General features: G+C 63.1%; 15 protein-coding genes. 9 read left to right on the top strand and 6 right to left on the bottom strand.

Going from position 1 to position 15,844, the window contains the following annotated elements; genetic code table 11:
* Positions 1 to 53 precede the first annotated feature (53 nt).
* On the bottom strand, positions 54 to 1,820 hold the full coding sequence (locus IGS55_RS06715; protein ID WP_230515590.1) for a glutamine--tRNA ligase/YqeY domain fusion protein: 1,767 nt from the start codon (positions 1,818 to 1,820) through the stop codon (positions 54 to 56).
* 161 nt (positions 1,821 to 1,981) lie between these two features.
* On the opposite strand from IGS55_RS06715, the gene IGS55_RS06710 reads away from it, so the two are divergent.
* The 4 genes from IGS55_RS06710 to IGS55_RS06695 all read left to right on the top strand — a co-directional run bounded on the left by IGS55_RS06710 (position 1,982) and on the right by IGS55_RS06695 (position 4,547).
* Positions 1,982 to 2,275 carry a DnaJ domain-containing protein gene (locus IGS55_RS06710; protein WP_010395442.1) on the top strand — a complete coding sequence of 98 codons (294 nt, stop codon included), beginning with the start codon at positions 1,982 to 1,984 and terminating at the stop codon, positions 2,273 to 2,275.
* Between the two features lie 92 nt (positions 2,276 to 2,367).
* Positions 2,368 to 2,880 (top strand): hypothetical protein, encoded by a 513-nt coding sequence (locus IGS55_RS06705; RefSeq protein ID WP_034759931.1) that lies wholly within the window; start codon positions 2,368 to 2,370, stop codon positions 2,878 to 2,880.
* Entirely contained in the window at positions 2,870 to 3,655 is a 786-nt protein-coding gene (locus IGS55_RS06700) for a hypothetical protein (protein ID WP_076567276.1), read from the top strand. The genes IGS55_RS06705 and IGS55_RS06700 overlap by 11 nt, the downstream gene beginning before the upstream one ends.
* A 19-nt stretch (positions 3,656 to 3,674) precedes the next feature.
* Positions 3,675 to 4,547 (top strand): hypothetical protein, encoded by an 873-nt coding sequence (locus IGS55_RS06695; RefSeq protein ID WP_230515589.1) that lies wholly within the window; start codon positions 3,675 to 3,677, stop codon positions 4,545 to 4,547.
* Between the two features lie 70 nt (positions 4,548 to 4,617).
* Here the strand turns inward: IGS55_RS06695 and IGS55_RS06690 are convergent, their stop codons facing one another.
* Positions 4,618 to 5,520, bottom strand: a complete 903-nt coding sequence (locus tag IGS55_RS06690; RefSeq protein ID WP_230515588.1) for a LysR substrate-binding domain-containing protein — start codon at positions 5,518 to 5,520, stop codon at positions 4,618 to 4,620.
* Between the two features lie 107 nt (positions 5,521 to 5,627).
* Between IGS55_RS06690 and IGS55_RS06685 the strand changes: the two genes are divergently transcribed.
* Positions 5,628 to 6,911 (top strand): MFS transporter, encoded by a 1,284-nt coding sequence (locus IGS55_RS06685; RefSeq protein ID WP_230515587.1) that lies wholly within the window; start codon positions 5,628 to 5,630, stop codon positions 6,909 to 6,911.
* A 6-nt stretch (positions 6,912 to 6,917) separates the two neighbouring features.
* Here the strand turns inward: IGS55_RS06685 and IGS55_RS06680 are convergent, their stop codons facing one another.
* Entirely contained in the window at positions 6,918 to 7,142 is a 225-nt protein-coding gene (locus IGS55_RS06680) for a hypothetical protein (protein WP_230515586.1), read from the bottom strand.
* Between the two features lie 3 nt (positions 7,143 to 7,145).
* On the opposite strand from IGS55_RS06680, the gene IGS55_RS06675 reads away from it, so the two are divergent.
* Complete coding sequence (locus IGS55_RS06675) at positions 7,146 to 7,472, top strand: hypothetical protein (protein WP_230515585.1); 327 nt, start codon at positions 7,146 to 7,148, stop codon at positions 7,470 to 7,472.
* 19 nt (positions 7,473 to 7,491) lie between these two features.
* On the opposite strand, the gene IGS55_RS06670 is transcribed toward IGS55_RS06675, so the two are convergent.
* Both IGS55_RS06670 and IGS55_RS06665 read right to left on the bottom strand, forming a co-directional pair.
* On the bottom strand, positions 7,492 to 8,325 hold the full coding sequence (locus IGS55_RS06670) for a LytR/AlgR family response regulator transcription factor (RefSeq protein ID WP_230515584.1): 834 nt from the start codon (positions 8,323 to 8,325) through the stop codon (positions 7,492 to 7,494).
* A complete protein-coding gene (locus IGS55_RS06665) occupies positions 8,322 to 9,425 on the bottom strand; it encodes a sensor histidine kinase (protein WP_230515583.1) in 1,104 nt (367 codons plus the stop codon). Before IGS55_RS06665 ends, IGS55_RS06670 begins: the two co-directional genes overlap by 4 nt.
* Positions 9,426 to 9,623: 198 nt before the next feature.
* Here IGS55_RS06665 and ugpQ point away from each other — a divergent pair, with 198 nt between their 5' ends.
* Positions 9,624 to 10,364, top strand: a complete 741-nt coding sequence (gene ugpQ, locus IGS55_RS06660) for a glycerophosphodiester phosphodiesterase (protein ID WP_230515582.1) — start codon at positions 9,624 to 9,626, stop codon at positions 10,362 to 10,364.
* A gap of 73 nt (positions 10,365 to 10,437) precedes the next feature.
* Here ugpQ and IGS55_RS06655 read toward each other — a convergent pair whose 3' ends face one another.
* Positions 10,438 to 12,495 carry a TonB-dependent receptor domain-containing protein gene (locus IGS55_RS06655; protein WP_230515581.1) on the bottom strand — a complete coding sequence of 686 codons (2,058 nt, stop codon included), beginning with the start codon at positions 12,493 to 12,495 and terminating at the stop codon, positions 10,438 to 10,440.
* 158 nt (positions 12,496 to 12,653) lie between these two features.
* Here IGS55_RS06655 and IGS55_RS06650 point away from each other — a divergent pair, with 158 nt between their 5' ends.
* Together IGS55_RS06650 and alaS are read left to right on the top strand one after the other, a co-directional pair.
* Positions 12,654 to 13,112 (top strand): Fur family transcriptional regulator, encoded by a 459-nt coding sequence (locus IGS55_RS06650; protein WP_128140354.1) that lies wholly within the window; start codon positions 12,654 to 12,656, stop codon positions 13,110 to 13,112.
* Positions 13,113 to 13,231: 119 nt separating this feature from the next.
* A complete protein-coding gene (gene alaS / locus IGS55_RS06645; protein WP_230515580.1) occupies positions 13,232 to 15,844 on the top strand; it encodes an alanine--tRNA ligase in 2,613 nt (870 codons plus the stop codon).

Below are 15,844 nucleotides of genomic sequence, written 5' to 3'. Positions count from 1 at the left end.
TCGTTGAAACGAAAAAAACCGCCGAAGCGGTTTTTTTCGTGTGCCGTCAGCCCTTATTTGGCGGGCTGCCAGCTGTCTTTCAGGGTGACGATGCGGTTGAAGACGGGCTTGCCCGGCTGGCTGTCGACACGGTCGGCCGCAAAATAACCGTGGCGCTCGAACTGGAAGCGCTCTTCCGGCTGGGCCAGTTCCGCACCCGGTTCCAGCCACGCTTGCACCACTTCCTTGGCCAGCGGATTCAAGGCCAGCTTGAAGTCCTTGCCGCCCGCGTCCGGCTGCGGGTCCGTAAACAGGCGGTCGTACAGGCGCACTTCCGCGGGAATCGCCGTCGGCGCGCTGACCCAGTGCATATTGCCCTTGACCTTGTAATTGGCGCTGCCGTCCGTGCCCGACTTGCTGTCCGGGAAGTAGGTGCAATGCACGGCGATGACCTTGCCGTTGTCATCCTTGTCGTAGCCCGTGCATTCGATCACGTAGCCGTAGCGCAGGCGCACGCGGCTGCCCGGCTTGTCGTCGATCGGCGGATACAGACGGAAATAGCCCTTGTTCGGCACTTCCATGAAGTCGTCTTCCTCGATCCACAGCTCGCGCGAGATGGGGAAGGTGCGCAAGCCGCGCTCGGGAAAGTGCGGGTGCACGGGCGCCGTGCATTCCACGCTTTCGCCTTCGGGGAAATTGTCGATGATCAGTTTCAATGGACGCAGCACGGCCACCGTACGGGGCGCTTTCGGGTCCAGGTCTTCGCGCAAACAGCCTTCGAGCACGCTGTAGTCGATCCAGCCGTCCGATTTCGTCACGCCCGTGCGTTCGCACATCAGCTGAATGGCTTCCGGCGTGTAGCCGCGGCGGCGCATGCCCACCAGGGTCGGCATGCGCGGGTCGTCCCAGCCGTCGACGATTTTTTCTTCCACCAGCTGGCGCAGCTTGCGCTTGCTGGTCACGATGTAGGTCAGGTTCAGGCGCGAGAATTCGTACTGGTGCGGCACGGGCTTGGCGAAGAAGCCGCCGGCCGACAGCGTTTCCAGCAGCCAGTCGTAGAACGGGCGGTGATCCTGGAATTCCAGCGTGCAGATGGAATGCGTGATGTTTTCCAGCGCGTCCGAAATCGGGTGCGTGTAGTCGTACATCGGATAGATGCACCAGGCGTCGCCCGTGCGGTGGTGATGCGCGTGGCGGATGCGGTAGATGGCCGGGTCGCGCAAGTTCATGTTCGGCGAACTCATGGCATCTTCGCTCATCTTCGCGCGCAGGATGTGTTCGCCATCCTTGAACTGGCCCGCCTTCATGGCGCGGAACAGGGCCAGCGATTCGTCGCGTGGACGGTCGCGGAACGGCGAATTCTTGCCGGCCTGGCCGAAATTGCCGCGGTTGGCGGCCATGTCTTCGGCGCTCTGGCTGTCGACGTAGGCAAAGCCGGCCGTGATCAGATATTCGGCCATCGCGTACAGCTGGTCGAAATAGTCGCTCGCGTAGTGCAGGTGGCTCTGGCCATCGGCATGCTTCGGTTCCCAGTCAAAGCCCAGCCATTTCACGCTGTCCATGATGGTGTCGACGTATTCCTGCTCTTCCTTGGCCGGATTGGTGTCGTCGAAGCGCAGGTTGCACTGGCCGGCGTAATCGCGTGCCAGGCCGAAGTTGACGCAGATCGACTTGGCGTGGCCCACGTGCAGGTAGCCGTTCGGCTCCGGCGGGAAACGCGTGATCACCTGGGGCAGGCCGGGACGCACGTGGGCGCCGGCAGCCAGGTCGGCTTCGATGATGTTACGCAAGAAATTGGGCGCCAGCGCTGGCGCGGCGGTATTCGGTTTATCGTTGCTCATTGATCAATGCGGAAGAGTGACAGTAAAGAGCATTTTACCGTACCGCAAGCGCTTTATAAGCACGTATTTGGCCCCATATCCCAGCATGCAAGCGACGCCGACGCCGTTCTATAGGATAATTCGCCTTTAATTAGTAGAAAAACGTGACCCCGGAGCCTTTTATGGAAAATTTATATAACGTCCTCGGTGTCGCGCCCAATGCCAGCGACGATGAAATCAAGAAGGTTTACCGTTCGCTGGCCATGCGCTTCCACCCCGACCGCAACCAGGCCCCCGGTGCCGAGGCGCGCTTCAAGAGCGTCACCAAGGCCTATGAAATCCTGGCCGACCCGGCCAAGCGCGCCGAATACGACCAGAGCGTGAATCACCGCATCATCATCGACCCGGAAGCGGAAGCGTATGCGCTGTGGTGCGGCGTGTTTCGTTTACATGGCACAGTATTACCTGCCGACTAAGCCGCGCGGCCCGCTTCAGCCGGCCCGAATTACTTGAAAACAACAACAACGGCGCTTTTATCAGCGCCGCGCATTACATTGGAAAGCACAGCATGAGAAGAGTACACCCTGAATTCGCGTATCAGTCGCGCGAGCTGGAAGGCCAGATCGAAGGCATCCTCGGCGATCCGCCGAACCGCAAGAACTACAAAAGCATGGTCGATGCATTGGTCGGCGAATACGCCAGCGGCGGCGGCATCGAAGACGTGAACATGCTGGCGTTTGCGCTGGTCGATCACATCACTTTCAGCGACCCGAAAGGTTTGCTGGCCGAAAGCGAAGACTACGAGTTCGGCGACCCGGCCCGCGTGTTTTCCATGGCCGCGTGCGCCGCGCCGGAAGCGGCGAAGATGTACGCCGCCATCGAAGAGAGCTTCCCCGACCTGGCGCGCCAGGCCATCATCACGGCTTTCCTGCACAAGAACCCGCGCCTGTGGGACGACGACGACCAGTCGCTCGACCAGCTGGCCGCCAATGACGACGGCGACGACGATCACGACGAAGACGAAGCCACCGACGATTTCGCCCAGATGTTTGACCAGGATGGAGATGACCATGGCCGATAATGAACAAAAAAGTAACCTGCCCGCGCTGACGAAACAGGTCACGGAATTGGTGCTGTCCGGTTCGCTGGGCCACGCCGAGCAGGCGTTTGCCGACGCGGCCGACCAGTATGGCGACCTGGCCGTGGTGGAAGTGCTGAGCGCGATCCCGCCGCAAGTGACGGCCTTGCATCTGGCCGGCTTTGACGGCGGCAAGATGTCGCTGGCAACCTTGCTGGTGCCGCCGAAAGCGTGGGCCGACAGTCTGGCCTTCATCGCCGCCACCTGGAGCGACGACCAGATCGAGGATGATCCGGAACGCATCGCCGAAGCCCTGTTCGCGCACATCCACGGCGTGGTGTTTTCCACCGACGACGCCGAGCGCCGCCGCGAGCTGCTGCTCGAAGCGTCCGCCACCGACTGGGGCGCCACGGCGTTCGCCATCCTGTTCTCGATGGCGCCGAAGGAAATCCTCGAAGTGGCGGGCGAAATCGTCATCAAGGGACCGTACGTGACGGGCGTGACGTCGTCCGATAACGACGTCGTGCCGCTGGCCATCGAGCTGGCGCAAGCGAATGAAGACGGCTGGGACCGCTCGTTGTTCGAACTGTTCCCCGACTTCCGCCACAGCGCCGACCTGGCCGACGCGGAATACTCGGACGATCCGGACGAAGAGCCGACCATGTTGCAGCGGAGCACCAAGGAATTGCTGTACCGTCTGCGCAAGCAAGTGCCGAGCACGCGCAGCGCGCCGCGTTCCAGCACGCGCCGCAGCCTGGGCACGGGCATTTTCTCGTAATGAAAGCAGGGAACGTCTAATGCTGCCAGCAATTGTTGTAGAGAATCTCCCGCGCCTCGTGCGCGCCATCAAGCTGTTGCCGGGCGACCCGCGCGAAGACGCGGCGCTGAACCTGGCCGACGAATTGACGGGCATCACGGCCATGGTGGCCGAGAAGTTCACGAATGAACGCACGGCCGACGGCATCCAGAAAGCGCTGTACCTGACGGTGGGCGGCGTGTCCTTGGGCCTGGAGCAGGCCGTCACGCATGAAGGCGACCAGGCCGCGCTCGACTTCCTCGTCGAGCACGGCGCCGAGCACGCGTTCCAGGTGGGATTCCGCCTGATCAAGGACCTGTCGCAGCTGCCCGAAGACGCCCTCGTCGGCGAATACGACCAGGACCCCGTGTATTTGCAGCGCCGCCTGCGCGAGCTGTTCATCGATATTTGCCAGGCCGACCCGAACCAGAACTGGGCCGGCTATGAAAAGTATGCGCTGCAATTGCAACAGCGCAAGGAAGTGCAAGCCGTCGTGCGCCTGGCCGGCTGGCTGCGCCGCCACCACGACAACGGCCCCGTCAGCGACAGCGACCTGAATGCCGAGGGCGTCATCGCCCTGGCCATCATCTTCGCCATCGAAGGCGGCGGGCGCATCGTGGCGCGCACGGGGCAAAAGGAGTTTGAACGCTTCGTGCGTTCCGTGCGCAAGAACAAGCCCGACTTCGAGGAAGGCTGGGCCGCCCTGGTGGCCAAGGTGCCCGTGCAGCATCATCCCGTGTTGCTCGACCGCATCGATTCGTACCGCCGCAGCTGCACCGTGGTGCAGAAAATCCTCACGCGGGCCAGCATGAAGAGCCTGTTCGAGGACTTGGAAAATTATGCGGGTTCGGAGCTGGACGCCGATTATTCGTGATGCGAGCAATTGTCGGCTTACGCCCTTTGGGCTAAGCCGACCTGCGCCGGCCTGCGCCGGCCTCATCGGCCTATTCTTTCTCTTCCATGGCCGCTTCCTCGGCCAGTTCCACAAACGCCGCCACCAGCGGCGACGTCTCTTCCTCCCTTTGCGCCAATAACAGACTGGTCGTCGCCTGCGGGTCGGCGATCGGGCGGTAGCACACGCCATCCATGCGGATGCGGTCGAACGATGCGGGCAGCACGGAAATGCCGCAGCCGGCGGCCACCAGGCCGATGATGGTCGATGCTTCGCCCGCTTCCTGCGCCACCTGGGGCACGAAGCCGGCCGCCTTGCACAGGCGAAAGATCTGCGGATAAATCCCCGTGCCCGCATCCTTGGGGTACATGACAAAGCCTTCGCCCGCCATGTCGGCAATGGCGATCGCGTCCTTGGCCGCCAGCGCGTGGGCGACGGGCAGCACGAGGAACAGCGGGTCCTGGCGCAGTTGCGTCAGCTTGATATCGGATGGATACGTCGTTTCCGGCGGACGCACGAAACCCAGGTCCATTGTCCTGCCCGAGATCGCTACCAGTTGATGCAATGTCGCCATTTCATGCAGGGTCAAGGTGACGTGCGGAAATTGCTGGCGGTAGCGGTTGATGACGGTGGCGAAGTAGGGCGTGAACGGCGTGGAAAAGGTAAAGCCGATGCGCAATTCGCCCGCTTCACCCCGCTGGGCCCGGCGCGCCGTGACGGCCGCCTGTTCCGACAGGGCCAGGATGCGCCGCGCATCGTCGAGAAAGAGGCGGCCCGCTTCCGTCAGCCGCACGGAGCGCTTGTTGCGCTCGAACAACTGCGCGCCCAATTCCGCTTCCAGCGCCTGGATTTGCTGGCTCAGCGGTGGCTGGCCGATGTGCAGGCGCTCGGCCGCGCGCGTGAAGTGCAGCTCCTCGGCGACGGCGACAAAGTAACGGAGGTGGCGCAGTTCCATATTTGTCCAGTAATCGTTTTAAAGTATGAGTTGGGCCTTGAATATATATTGGACGATATGAGTTGGCAATCCTAAGATGAAGACTCGCTCCTCTTTGAAACATGGCCATGTCTGATTCATCGCTTGCTTACGCCTCTGCCGCCACCCCGGCGCTGTCTCCTGTTGCCCCCGCCGCTCCCGCGCCCCGCACGGCCATCGCCAAAGGTACGGCGGAATTCAAGCGCAGCAACCGCGCCCTGTTCTTCGGCGGCTTTTCCACCTTCAGCTTGCTGTACTGCATCCAGCCACTGTTTCCGCTGCTGTCGCACCAGTTCCATCTGACGCCGGCGCAAAGCAGCTGGTCGCTCTCCGTGTCGAGCGGCTTGCTGGCCATCTCGCTGGTACTGCTCAGCGCCGTGTCGGACCGGGTCGGCCGCAAGCCCTTGATGGTGGCGTCGATGTTTTCCGCCGCGATACTGACCATATTGTCCGCGTTCGCCCAGGATTATGCGCAGTTGCTGGCGATTCGCGCGGCGCTCGGCATTGCCCTGGGCGGCATGCCGGCCGTAGCCATGGCTTACCTGGGCGAGGAAATCGAGGGCCCGTCCCTGGGCCTGTCGATGGGACTGTATATTGCCGGCAGCGCGTTTGGCGGCATGTCGGGACGGCTGGTCGCGTCCATGCTCAGCGATTTCCTGTCGTGGCGCTGGGCCTTGGGCGTGCTGGGCGTGGCCGGCGTGCTGGCGGCGGCGGAGTTCTGGCGCAGCCTGCCCGCGTCGAAAAATTTCGTACCCAGTACAAAGGGTTGGAACGCCTTGCCGCACGCCATCCGCCAGCATTTTTCCGACCGGGGCTTGCCGTGGCTGTTCTGCCTCGCGTTCGTGCTGATGGGCTGTTTCGTCAGCCTGTATAACTACATCGGCTACCGCCTGCTGGCTGCGCCATTCGGCTTGCGCCAGAGCACGGTCGGCTTGCTGGCCTTTTTGTACCTGATCGGCATCTTCAGCTCCGTCTGGGCGGGCCGCCTGGTGGACCGCCTGGGGCGCCGGGGCGTGCTGTGGATCATGCTGTCGCTGATGCTGTCCGGCATTTTATTGACCCTGTTCGATTCGCTGCCGCTGATCGTCATCGGCATGGCGCTGGCCACCTTCGGCTTCTTCGCCTCGCACTCGATCGCCAGCAGCTGGGTCAGCCGCCGCGCCCGCGCGCCGCAGGCGCTGGCTTCGGCCTTCTACCTGCTGTTCTATTACCTGGGTTCGAGCCTGATCGGTTCCGCCTCGGGCATGATGTGGGGCTTCGACGGCTGGACGGGCGTGGTCATCATGCTGGGCCTGTGCCTCGGTGGCGGCGTGCTGATCGCCTTGCGCCTGCGCCATCTGCAGCCGCTGGGCGCGCGCGAAGCGGTGGGCTGAGCCCAGTTATTTTGGACAGTTTGCGATCATCGTTTCCCCGTTCTCGCCGGCGCGCGTGGTCACGCACACGGTGCCCAGCGCGCTGGTGATCTTGTCGGTGCGGCTGCCCTTGGCCTCGTTCGCGCCGATCTCCTCGATCTTTGACGCCTCATACCATTTCGACGCGATGGCCGCTGGCGGGGAACCCTGTGCCGGCTTGACGATCCAACTACAGACACTGTGGGAGGACACATCATGATGCAGGTTAAGGAAGTGGCACGGCGCTTTGGCGCCATCGAACACGCGATCGGCCAGGCGGCCCAGCTGTGCGGCAAGCAGCAGGGCATGCCGATGGACTTGAAGGATTGCATCAACCAGCTGGAGCAGCAAAAGAGCGCCGTGCGGCAAGCCATCGACACGCAAGACGATGCGCGCATCCGGCAAGCCGTCGACCAGATGGAATCGCTGGGCGACCGCGCCAAGCGGGCGTGCGGTGCGGCGAGCAGCGTGACGCCTGAAATGAAGAGCGTCGTGCTCAAGGTCCACGATGAGTTGTCGGACCTGAAGCACCAGATGCACTAGGCCTTGGCTCTTGCGCATCTTACATCTGGCGAAATAGATGAGCATATAAAGGGCTGACGCGCAGTTGCGCCGGGTGCTGGCGCAGGGTCAGCGACAGCTTGCCCGCCTCGTCGCGCACGGCCGTGGCGATGGCGCTGGCGTTGACGATGGTGCCCCGGTGGATTTGCCAGAATTGTTGCGGGTCCAGCTGGGGCAAGAGTTCCTTCAGGCTCGTGCGTATCAGCGCTTCGCTGTCCTGGCACACGACGTTGATGTATTTGTCCAGCGCTTCGAAATACACGACGTCGGCCAAGGCGATCATGCGCACGCTGTTGCCCACGGCCGCCCGTATCATTTGCAGGCGCGGCGCGGGCGGCAGCATGGCTTGCAGCTGGGCCAGCAGGCGAGCCAGGTTGTCGTCGCTGGGGGCTGCTGTGACGGTTGCCGCTGCTGGCGTTGCTGTCCCGCTGGTGCCGGCGCTGTCGCGCAAGCGCTGCTGCAAGCGTTCCACCGTCTTGCCCAGGCGCGCATCGTTGACGGGTTTCAAGACGTAATCGGCGGCCGCGTGCTCGAAGGCGGCCAGCGCATATTCATCGTAGGCGGTAACGAACACGATGTGGGGGAACGCGCTGCCGTCCGGCCACTGTTCCGCCAGCTCCTCGGCCGCTTCCAGTCCCGTCTTGCCTGGCATCTTGATGTCGAGAAAGAGGATGTCTGGCTGCAACGCCAGGCCTTGCCGCAAGGCTTCCACGCCGTTGGGGCAGGTGGCGACAATGTCGAGTTCCGGCCACAGTCGCTGCAGGGCGTGCGCGAGGGCGGCGGCGAGTATGGGTTCGTCTTCGGCGATCAGGGCGCGCGGGGTGGGGCTGGTCATGGCGTGGGGCTCGCGGTGGTGGAGTGAATCGGTAATTGAAGGCGGGCGACGGCGCCCGCCGGCGGATTGGCGTCCAATGACAGGCTGGCGGCATCGCCATGCATGCCGCGCAGGCGCTCGCGGATATTCGCCACGCCCAGCTGCGTGCCTTTGGTCTGGCCCGGATGGTCGAGGCCCAGGCCATCGTCGCTGACGGTGAGCAGCAGCACGCCACCGTCCGTGGATGCCTGCACGTGGATGTGGCCGCCTTCGATCTTTGGTTCCAGGCCGTGCTGAATGGCGTTTTCCACCAGCGGCTGCAGCAGCATGGGCGGCACCTTGATCTGGCACAAGGCTGCGGGCAAGTCCAGGGTAAAGCGCAGGCGCGCGCCCATGCGTATCGACATCAGGCCCAGGTAGGCTTGCATCAGGGAAAATTCCTGTTCCAGGGTGGTGGATTCGGCGCGCGAGGAAGAGAGGGTGGCGCGCAAGTACTGGATCAGCTGGTCGAGCAGCAACTGGGCACGGTCCGGGTCAAAGCTGATCAGGCCCTGCAGGTTGGCCAGGGTATTGAACAGCATGTGCGGCTCGATTTGCGCCTGCAGCAACTGCAGCTGGGCCTGCATGGCCTGGCGCGCCACGGATTCGGCGCGGGCTTTTTCCTCGGCTGCTTCCATTTGCAGGCGCGCAATTTTTTCGCGGCTGCCAAAGAACAGGATGGCCGCCCCCGCCGCCGCCAAGGTGAAAACCGTCATGCCGACATTGCGTGGCGACATGGACACGGGCGCGGGAACGTCGATATTGGCCAGCCAGCCGAACAGCATGGTGCCGCCGACTTGCGCCACGGCGGCACTGACGATGATGAGGGCAGTGAAGGGCAGCCTTGGGGGGCGGCGTCCCTCTCCCCACCATGCCAGGCGGATGCCGTCGATGAGCAGGAAGGCGATGCCGCCGATGCACATGGATGCAAGCAGGTTGAGCCAGAAGCTTTGTCCGCCGCTCATCACGAAGGTGATGAAGAGGGCGCACAGGACATTGAGCAGCAGCGCATAACGGGCGTCGCCCAGCAGGCGCCGGTAGGGAAAGCCCGTCTTGCGGGGGGCGGTGTCGGTAGTGTGCATGCGGGACCGCTTTCGGGTGGGCGTTCGGGTTGGCAATGCGGCAATTATGGGCGGCTCTGCATGCGGGCGCAACGCCGATGCGACGAAACTGGGAGCGGACGGCGCGAATCGCCTGATCGCGTCCTTTACATGGCGGCGCTTGCACGCGATGATGGCAAGATGTCTTGACCGACAACCTCCTCATGATAAAGGAATACCATGTGGCCTTACCCACGCACCCTCGCGCACCGCGGCGGCGGCACCCTGGCGCCTGAAAACACCGTGGCCGCCCTGCGCTGCGGCCTGGCCTACGGCTACCGCGCCGTGGAATTCGACGTCATGCTGGCGTCCGACGGCGTGCCCGTCGTCGTGCACGACCCCGAGCTGGGCCGCACGGTGGCCGGCAGCGGCCATGTCAGCGATTACACGGCCGCGCAGCTGGGAACGATGGAGGCGGGCGCCTGGTTCGGCCCCGCATTCGCGGGCGAAGGCGTACCTACCTTTGACGCCGTGGTGGCGTATTGCAAGGCGCAACGCATCTGGATGAATATCGAAATCAAGCCGGCGCCCGGTTTCGACGCGCAGACAGGGACGATGGTGGCGTGCGCCACGCGCGGCTACTTTGCAGAGGAAATCGCGGCTGGCGAATTGCTGCCGCTGCTGTCGTCGTTCAGCATCGAAGCCTTGCAGGCGGCGCGCCAGGCGGCCCCGGAACTGTCGCGCGGCTGGCTGGTCGAAGAAATACCTGCTGATTGGGAGAAAAAGGCAAAGGAACTGGACGTCGTGGCCATCCATTGCGACCACCGGCAGCTGACGCCGGAACTGGCGCGCGAGGTCAAGGAAGCGGGATACGGGCTGTTCTGCTACACCGTCAACAGGCCGGAGCGGGCCAGCGAATTGCTGGCCTGGGGCGTGGATGGGTTTTGCACGGACAGGATAGATTTGATCAAGCCGGTCTGAACGTAACCCAAAGCAACATCTGAGGTCGTACCCTGCAGGGTACGACCTCAGCCTTTGCCGTTGGGTTTAGCGTTTAGAACGTTACACGCATTCCTACCGTCAAGTTACGCCCCATCAACGGCGCCGCATTCTTGATGAACGAGGTATGGCTGTACGCCAGTTCATTCGTCAAATTATTGGCCTTGATGTAAAACTGGGCTGGCGTGGTGCCGATGCGCGTGTCGTAGTTGGCGGACAGGTTCAGCATGTTGTAGCCCGGCGTTGCCGTCTCGAACGCTGCCACTTTATCCTGCTTGCCCACGCGGTAGAACTCGGCCACGCCGCTCCACGCCTGCCAGTTGGCGTCGAACTTCACGCCGACGCGCTGGGCAGGAATGCGCGGCAAATTGCCACCGCCGTCGGCTAGCTTGGCCCGTACATAGTCGCCAAACACGCTGGCGCCGAACATGGGGTTCAGTTGCTGGCGGATCTGCCCTTCCACGCCCGTGAACGTGGCGTCGCGCTGGGCGTACTGGATCAGCTGGAAGCCTTCGTGGCTGTCCAGGGTGGAGCCGAAGATGTAGTTATCGACCTTGTTGCGGTAGGCGCTGGCCGAGAACGTCGTGGCACCCGCATATTTGCGCAAGGTCAAGTCGATATTGTTCGACGTTTCCTTGCCCAGGTTTTCATTGCCCAGCTCATACGTGGCCGTGGCCATGTGCACGCCGTGCGCATACAGTTCCTCGGCGCTGGGCAAACGGTGCGTGCGGGAAATGGTCGAACCGAGCGAATACTGGGGCGCAAATTTCCACACGGCGCCCAGCGAGACCGACGTGCCCTTGGCGCTGCGGTCTTGCAGGGTGGCGCTGTCGACCGTGATGTCTTGCCATTCGTGGCGCAAGCCCGCCTCGAAGCGCCATTGGTCGAGCTTGTATTCCTCGACCAGGAAAGCCGCGTGTTTCTTCGTTACCGTCGGCGCCACGTACGCTTCCTCGCCCAGGGCGGAGAAATCGCGCTTCGACGTTTGCAGGCCGACCACGCCGCGCCAGCCGAAGACGGGATGGTGTTCCATTTCCAGGCGCGCATCGTGGCCCTTGTTCTTGAAGGTGGTGGCGATTTCCGTGCCTTCGATTTCATCGTGCTTGTAATCGGTGAACGAGGCGCGCAGGCGCAGCTTGGCGAAGCCGGGCACGGGATCGCGCAATTCGCCGCGCACGTCCCAGCGTTCGCTCTTCAGTTTCACGTAGGGAACGGCACCATCTTCGTGGTCGTGGTCATGTTCCTCTTCATCACCGTGGTCGTGGCCTTCGTGGCCGCCGCAATGCAGGTGCGTGCCGTGCGGGTGGCAGCTTTCGAATTCGTGGTTGTGGCCGGGCAAGCCATATTCCGCGTTCTGGCTGGTGAAGGCCAGGCCCAGGAAGCCCCGCTCGCCCACCCACGACACGCCCACGCTGCCCGTGTCCGTCTTGTTGTAGCTGCCGCCTACTTTCGAGCCGCCTTCCCAGCCGCTGCCGACCTTGTATTCTTTTGCGTCGCGCTTGACGCCTTCCGCGTGGAAGGCGATGTTGCCGGAGCCGCCGGTCACTTCAAAGGCGCCGGCCTTTTCGCGCGCTGCCGAGTTGGCGCGCGCTTCCGCGCTGCCTTCAAAGCCTTTCGCCGGCACGCGCGTGGGGATTTTCTTGTCGATCACATTGACGACGCCACCGACGGCGCCGCCGCCATAGGCCAGCGCGGATGGGCCGCGCAAGACTTCAATCTGTTCCGACAGCATCGGCTCGGCCGCGACAGCATGGTCGGGGCTGATGGTCGACGCATCCTGCACTTCGGCGCCATCGGACAGCACCTTGACGCGCGGGCCATCCATGCCGCGGATGATGGGACGGCTGGCGCCGGCGCCGAAATGGCTGGACGTGATGCCGGGCTGGCCGGCCAGGGTTTCGCCGAGGGTCGCTTCGCGGGCGCGCACCAGTGCGTCGCCTTCGAGTACGGTAACGGGCGTGCTCATGTCGTCGCTGCCCAGGGCCAGGGCGCTGGCCGAGACGGTGACGGCGGGCAAGGTTGTCGCCTGCTGCGCCAGTGCGCTGGCGGGAGCGGCAAAGGCCAGCATGATGGCCAGCGCGAGGGGAGTGGGTTGGTGAGGACGGACGGACATGGGTAAAAGTTCCTTATCGGCTATCGGTATTGGCAGGGTTGGGGCAGCGCGTGAAAAGGAAATAGCCTGCCCTAAGTTGATAATGATAACCCATTATCATTACCGTGTGACAGTTTTTCCGGACAGTAGATACAGGTGGATGGTGTATTCTGTCGGCTATGGAACGCACAACACGTCAAAAAACCGCTATTCAAGCCGCCATCGAGTCGGCCCAGCGCCCCTTGTCGGCGCAGGAAATCCTCGAACAGGCCAGCTTGCAAGTGACGCAGCTGGGCATCGCCACCGTTTACCGCAACTTGAAGTCCCTGGTGCTGGAAGAAAAGGTGCACGTGGTGACCTTGCCGGGCGAAAACCCGCGCTACGAGTCGAACACGGCGGCCAATCACCACCACCACCATTTCCAGTGCACCACGTGCCAGCGCGTGTTCGACGTCCATGATTGCCCGGGCGACTTGAAGCGCATGGCGCCGCAAGGCTTTGTTGTCGAGCGCCACGAACTGACCCTGTACGGCCGCTGCGCCGACTGCAATGCCGCCGCCGGCGCCAAGGTATCTGTTGCTGCGGCCAAGGCCACGGCTGCACCGCACGCCTGCGCCAGCCACCACGACCCGGCCTGAGCGGGCAGGCCGTCGATGTTGGCACGGGCGCAACAATGCCCTGGCCAGCCGTCATTGCCGCACCCCATATCACGTATAATCTTCCCTTTAAAGCTGCCGCCACTCTTTGCCAAAAAAACATGAAATCAACTGAAATCCGCGACAAGTTCCTCAAATTTTTCGAGTCCAAGGGCCATTCCATCGTCCGTTCCAGCTCCCTGGTGCCAGGCAACGATCCGACCTTGCTGTTGACGAACAGCGGCATGGTGCAATTCAAGGATGTGTTTACGGGCACGGACAGCCGTCCCTACACGCGCGCCACCTCGGTGCAGCGCTGCGTGCGCGCCGGCGGCAAGCACAACGATCTGGAAAACGTCGGCTACACGGCGCGCCACCATACTTTCTTTGAAATGCTGGGCAACTTCAGCTTCGGCGACTATTTCAAGCGCGACGCGATTCAATACGCGTGGGAACTGCTGACCAAAGTCTATGGCTTGCCGGCTGACAAGCTGACCGTCACCGTCTACATCGAAGATGACGAAGCCTACGATATCTGGGCGAAAGAAATTGGCGTGCCGACCGAGCGCATCATCCGCATCGGCGACAACAAGGGCTCGCGCTACGCATCGGACAATTTCTGGCAGATGGCGGACACGGGCCCATGCGGTCCTTGCACGGAAATCTTCTACGACCATGGCGCCGACATTCCTGGCGGCCCACCGGGCTCGCCTGACGAAGACGGCGACCGCTTCATTGAAATCTGGAACCTCGTGTTCATGCAGTTCAACCGCGACGAAGCGGGTGTCATGCACAAGCTGCCGAAGCCGTGCGTCGACACGGGCATGGGCATGGAGCGCCTGGCCGCCGTGCTGCAGCACGTGCATTCGAACTATGAAATCGACCTGTTCCAGCATCTGATCCGCGCCGCCGCGCGCGAAACGGGCGCCACGGACCTGGAAAACAAGTCGCTGCGCGTGATCGCCGACCACATCCGCGCCGCCGCCTTCATGATCGTCGACGGCATCATCCCGGGCAGTGAAGGCCGCGCGTATGTTCTGCGCCGCATCATCCGCCGTGCCTTGCGCCATGGCCACAAGCTGGGCCAGACGAAACCGTTCTTCTACAAGCTGGTGGCGGATCTCGCCATCGAGATGGGCGGCGCCTATCCGGAGCTGGAAGAAGCGAAAGACAACGTCGCCAACATGCTGAAGGCCGAGGAAGAGCGTTTCGGCGAAACCCTGGAAACGGGCATGAAAGTGCTGGAAGCGCAGCTGGCCAAGGATGCCACGGGCATCGACGGCGCCACCGCTTTTACCTTGTATGAAACCTACGGCTTCCCGCCGGACCTGACGGCCGACATCTGCCGCGAACGCAATATCACGTTCGACCAGGCCGGCTATGACGCGGCCCTGAAAGAAAGCCAGGAACTGTCGCGCAAGGGCGGCAAGACGCACAAGGACAGCAAGGTCGAGTACACGGGCGAGAAAAACACCTTCGTCGGCTACGATCAATTGACGTTCAGCGGCAAGGTCGTCGCGCTGTACGCGGCCGGCACGCAGGTAGCTGAACTGAAAGCGGGCCAGGAAGGCATCGTCGTGCTCGACACGACGCCGTTCTACGCGGAATCGGGCGGCCAGGTGGGCGACCAGGGCGTGATCGCCTCGGGCGCGGGCAGCTTTGCCGTCAGCGACACGCTGAAAATCCAGGCGGACGTGTTCGGCCACCATGGCGTGCTCGAGTCCGGCGTGCTGAAGGTGGGCGATGCCGTCTCGGCGCAAGTCGATACGGCCAAGCGCGCGCGCACGATCCGCAACCACTCGGCCACGCACTTGATGCACAAGGCCTTGCGCGAAGTGCTGGGCGGCCACGTGGCGCAAAAGGGTTCGCTGGTCGATCCGGACAAAACCCGCTTCGACTTCAGCCACAATGCGCCGATGACGGCCGAGCAGATCGCCGCCGTGGAAACCATCGTCAATAAAGAGATCCTGGAAAACCGCGCCACGCAGGCGCACTTGATGTCGTTTGACGATGCCGTCAAGCATGGCGCGATGGCCCTGTTCGGCGAGAAATACGGCGATGAAGTGCGCGTGCTCGACATCGGCAGCTCGAAAGAGCTGTGCGGCGGCGTCCACGTGCAGCGCACGGGCGACATCGGCCTGTTCAAGATCATCGGCGAAAGCGGTGTTGCCGCCGGTATCCGCCGCGTGGAAGCCGTGACGGGCGAGGGCGCGCTGGCGCTGGTGCAAACCATCAACCGCCGCCTGGTCGAAGCGGCCAACGCCCTGAAGGCGCAGCCGGAAGAACTGACTGCCCGCATCGGCCAGGTGCAGGACCACGTGAAGGCGCTGGAGAAGGAGCTGGCCGCGCTGAAATCGAAACTGGCCTCGGGCCAGGGCGATGAACTGGTCACGCAAGCCGTCGACGTCAACGGCATCAAGGTGCTGGCGGCCGTGCTGGACGGCGCCGACGTAGCCCGTTTGCGCGAAACCATGGACAAGCTGAAGGACAAGCTGAAAACGGCCGCCATCGTGCTGGCCAGCGTGGCGGACGGCAAGGTCAGCCTGATCGCCGGCGTGACGGCGGACGCGACTTCCAAGGTCAAAGCGGGCGAGCTGGTGAACTTCGTTGCACAGCAAGTGGGCGGAAAAGGCGGCGGACGCCCCGATATGGCGCAGGCTGGCGGTACCGATCCGAGCGGTCTGGCGAACGCCCTTGCCGGCGTGACGGCCTGGGTCGGCGAGCGCGTGAAATAA

Source organism: Janthinobacterium sp. EB271-G4-3-2 (assembly GCF_020858035.1).
GTDB classification, from domain to species: Bacteria; Pseudomonadota; Gammaproteobacteria; order Burkholderiales; family Burkholderiaceae_D; genus Janthinobacterium; species Janthinobacterium aestuarii.
The sequence above is the reverse complement of the archived record's forward strand: the minus strand, read 5'-3'. Positions and strand labels throughout refer to the sequence as shown.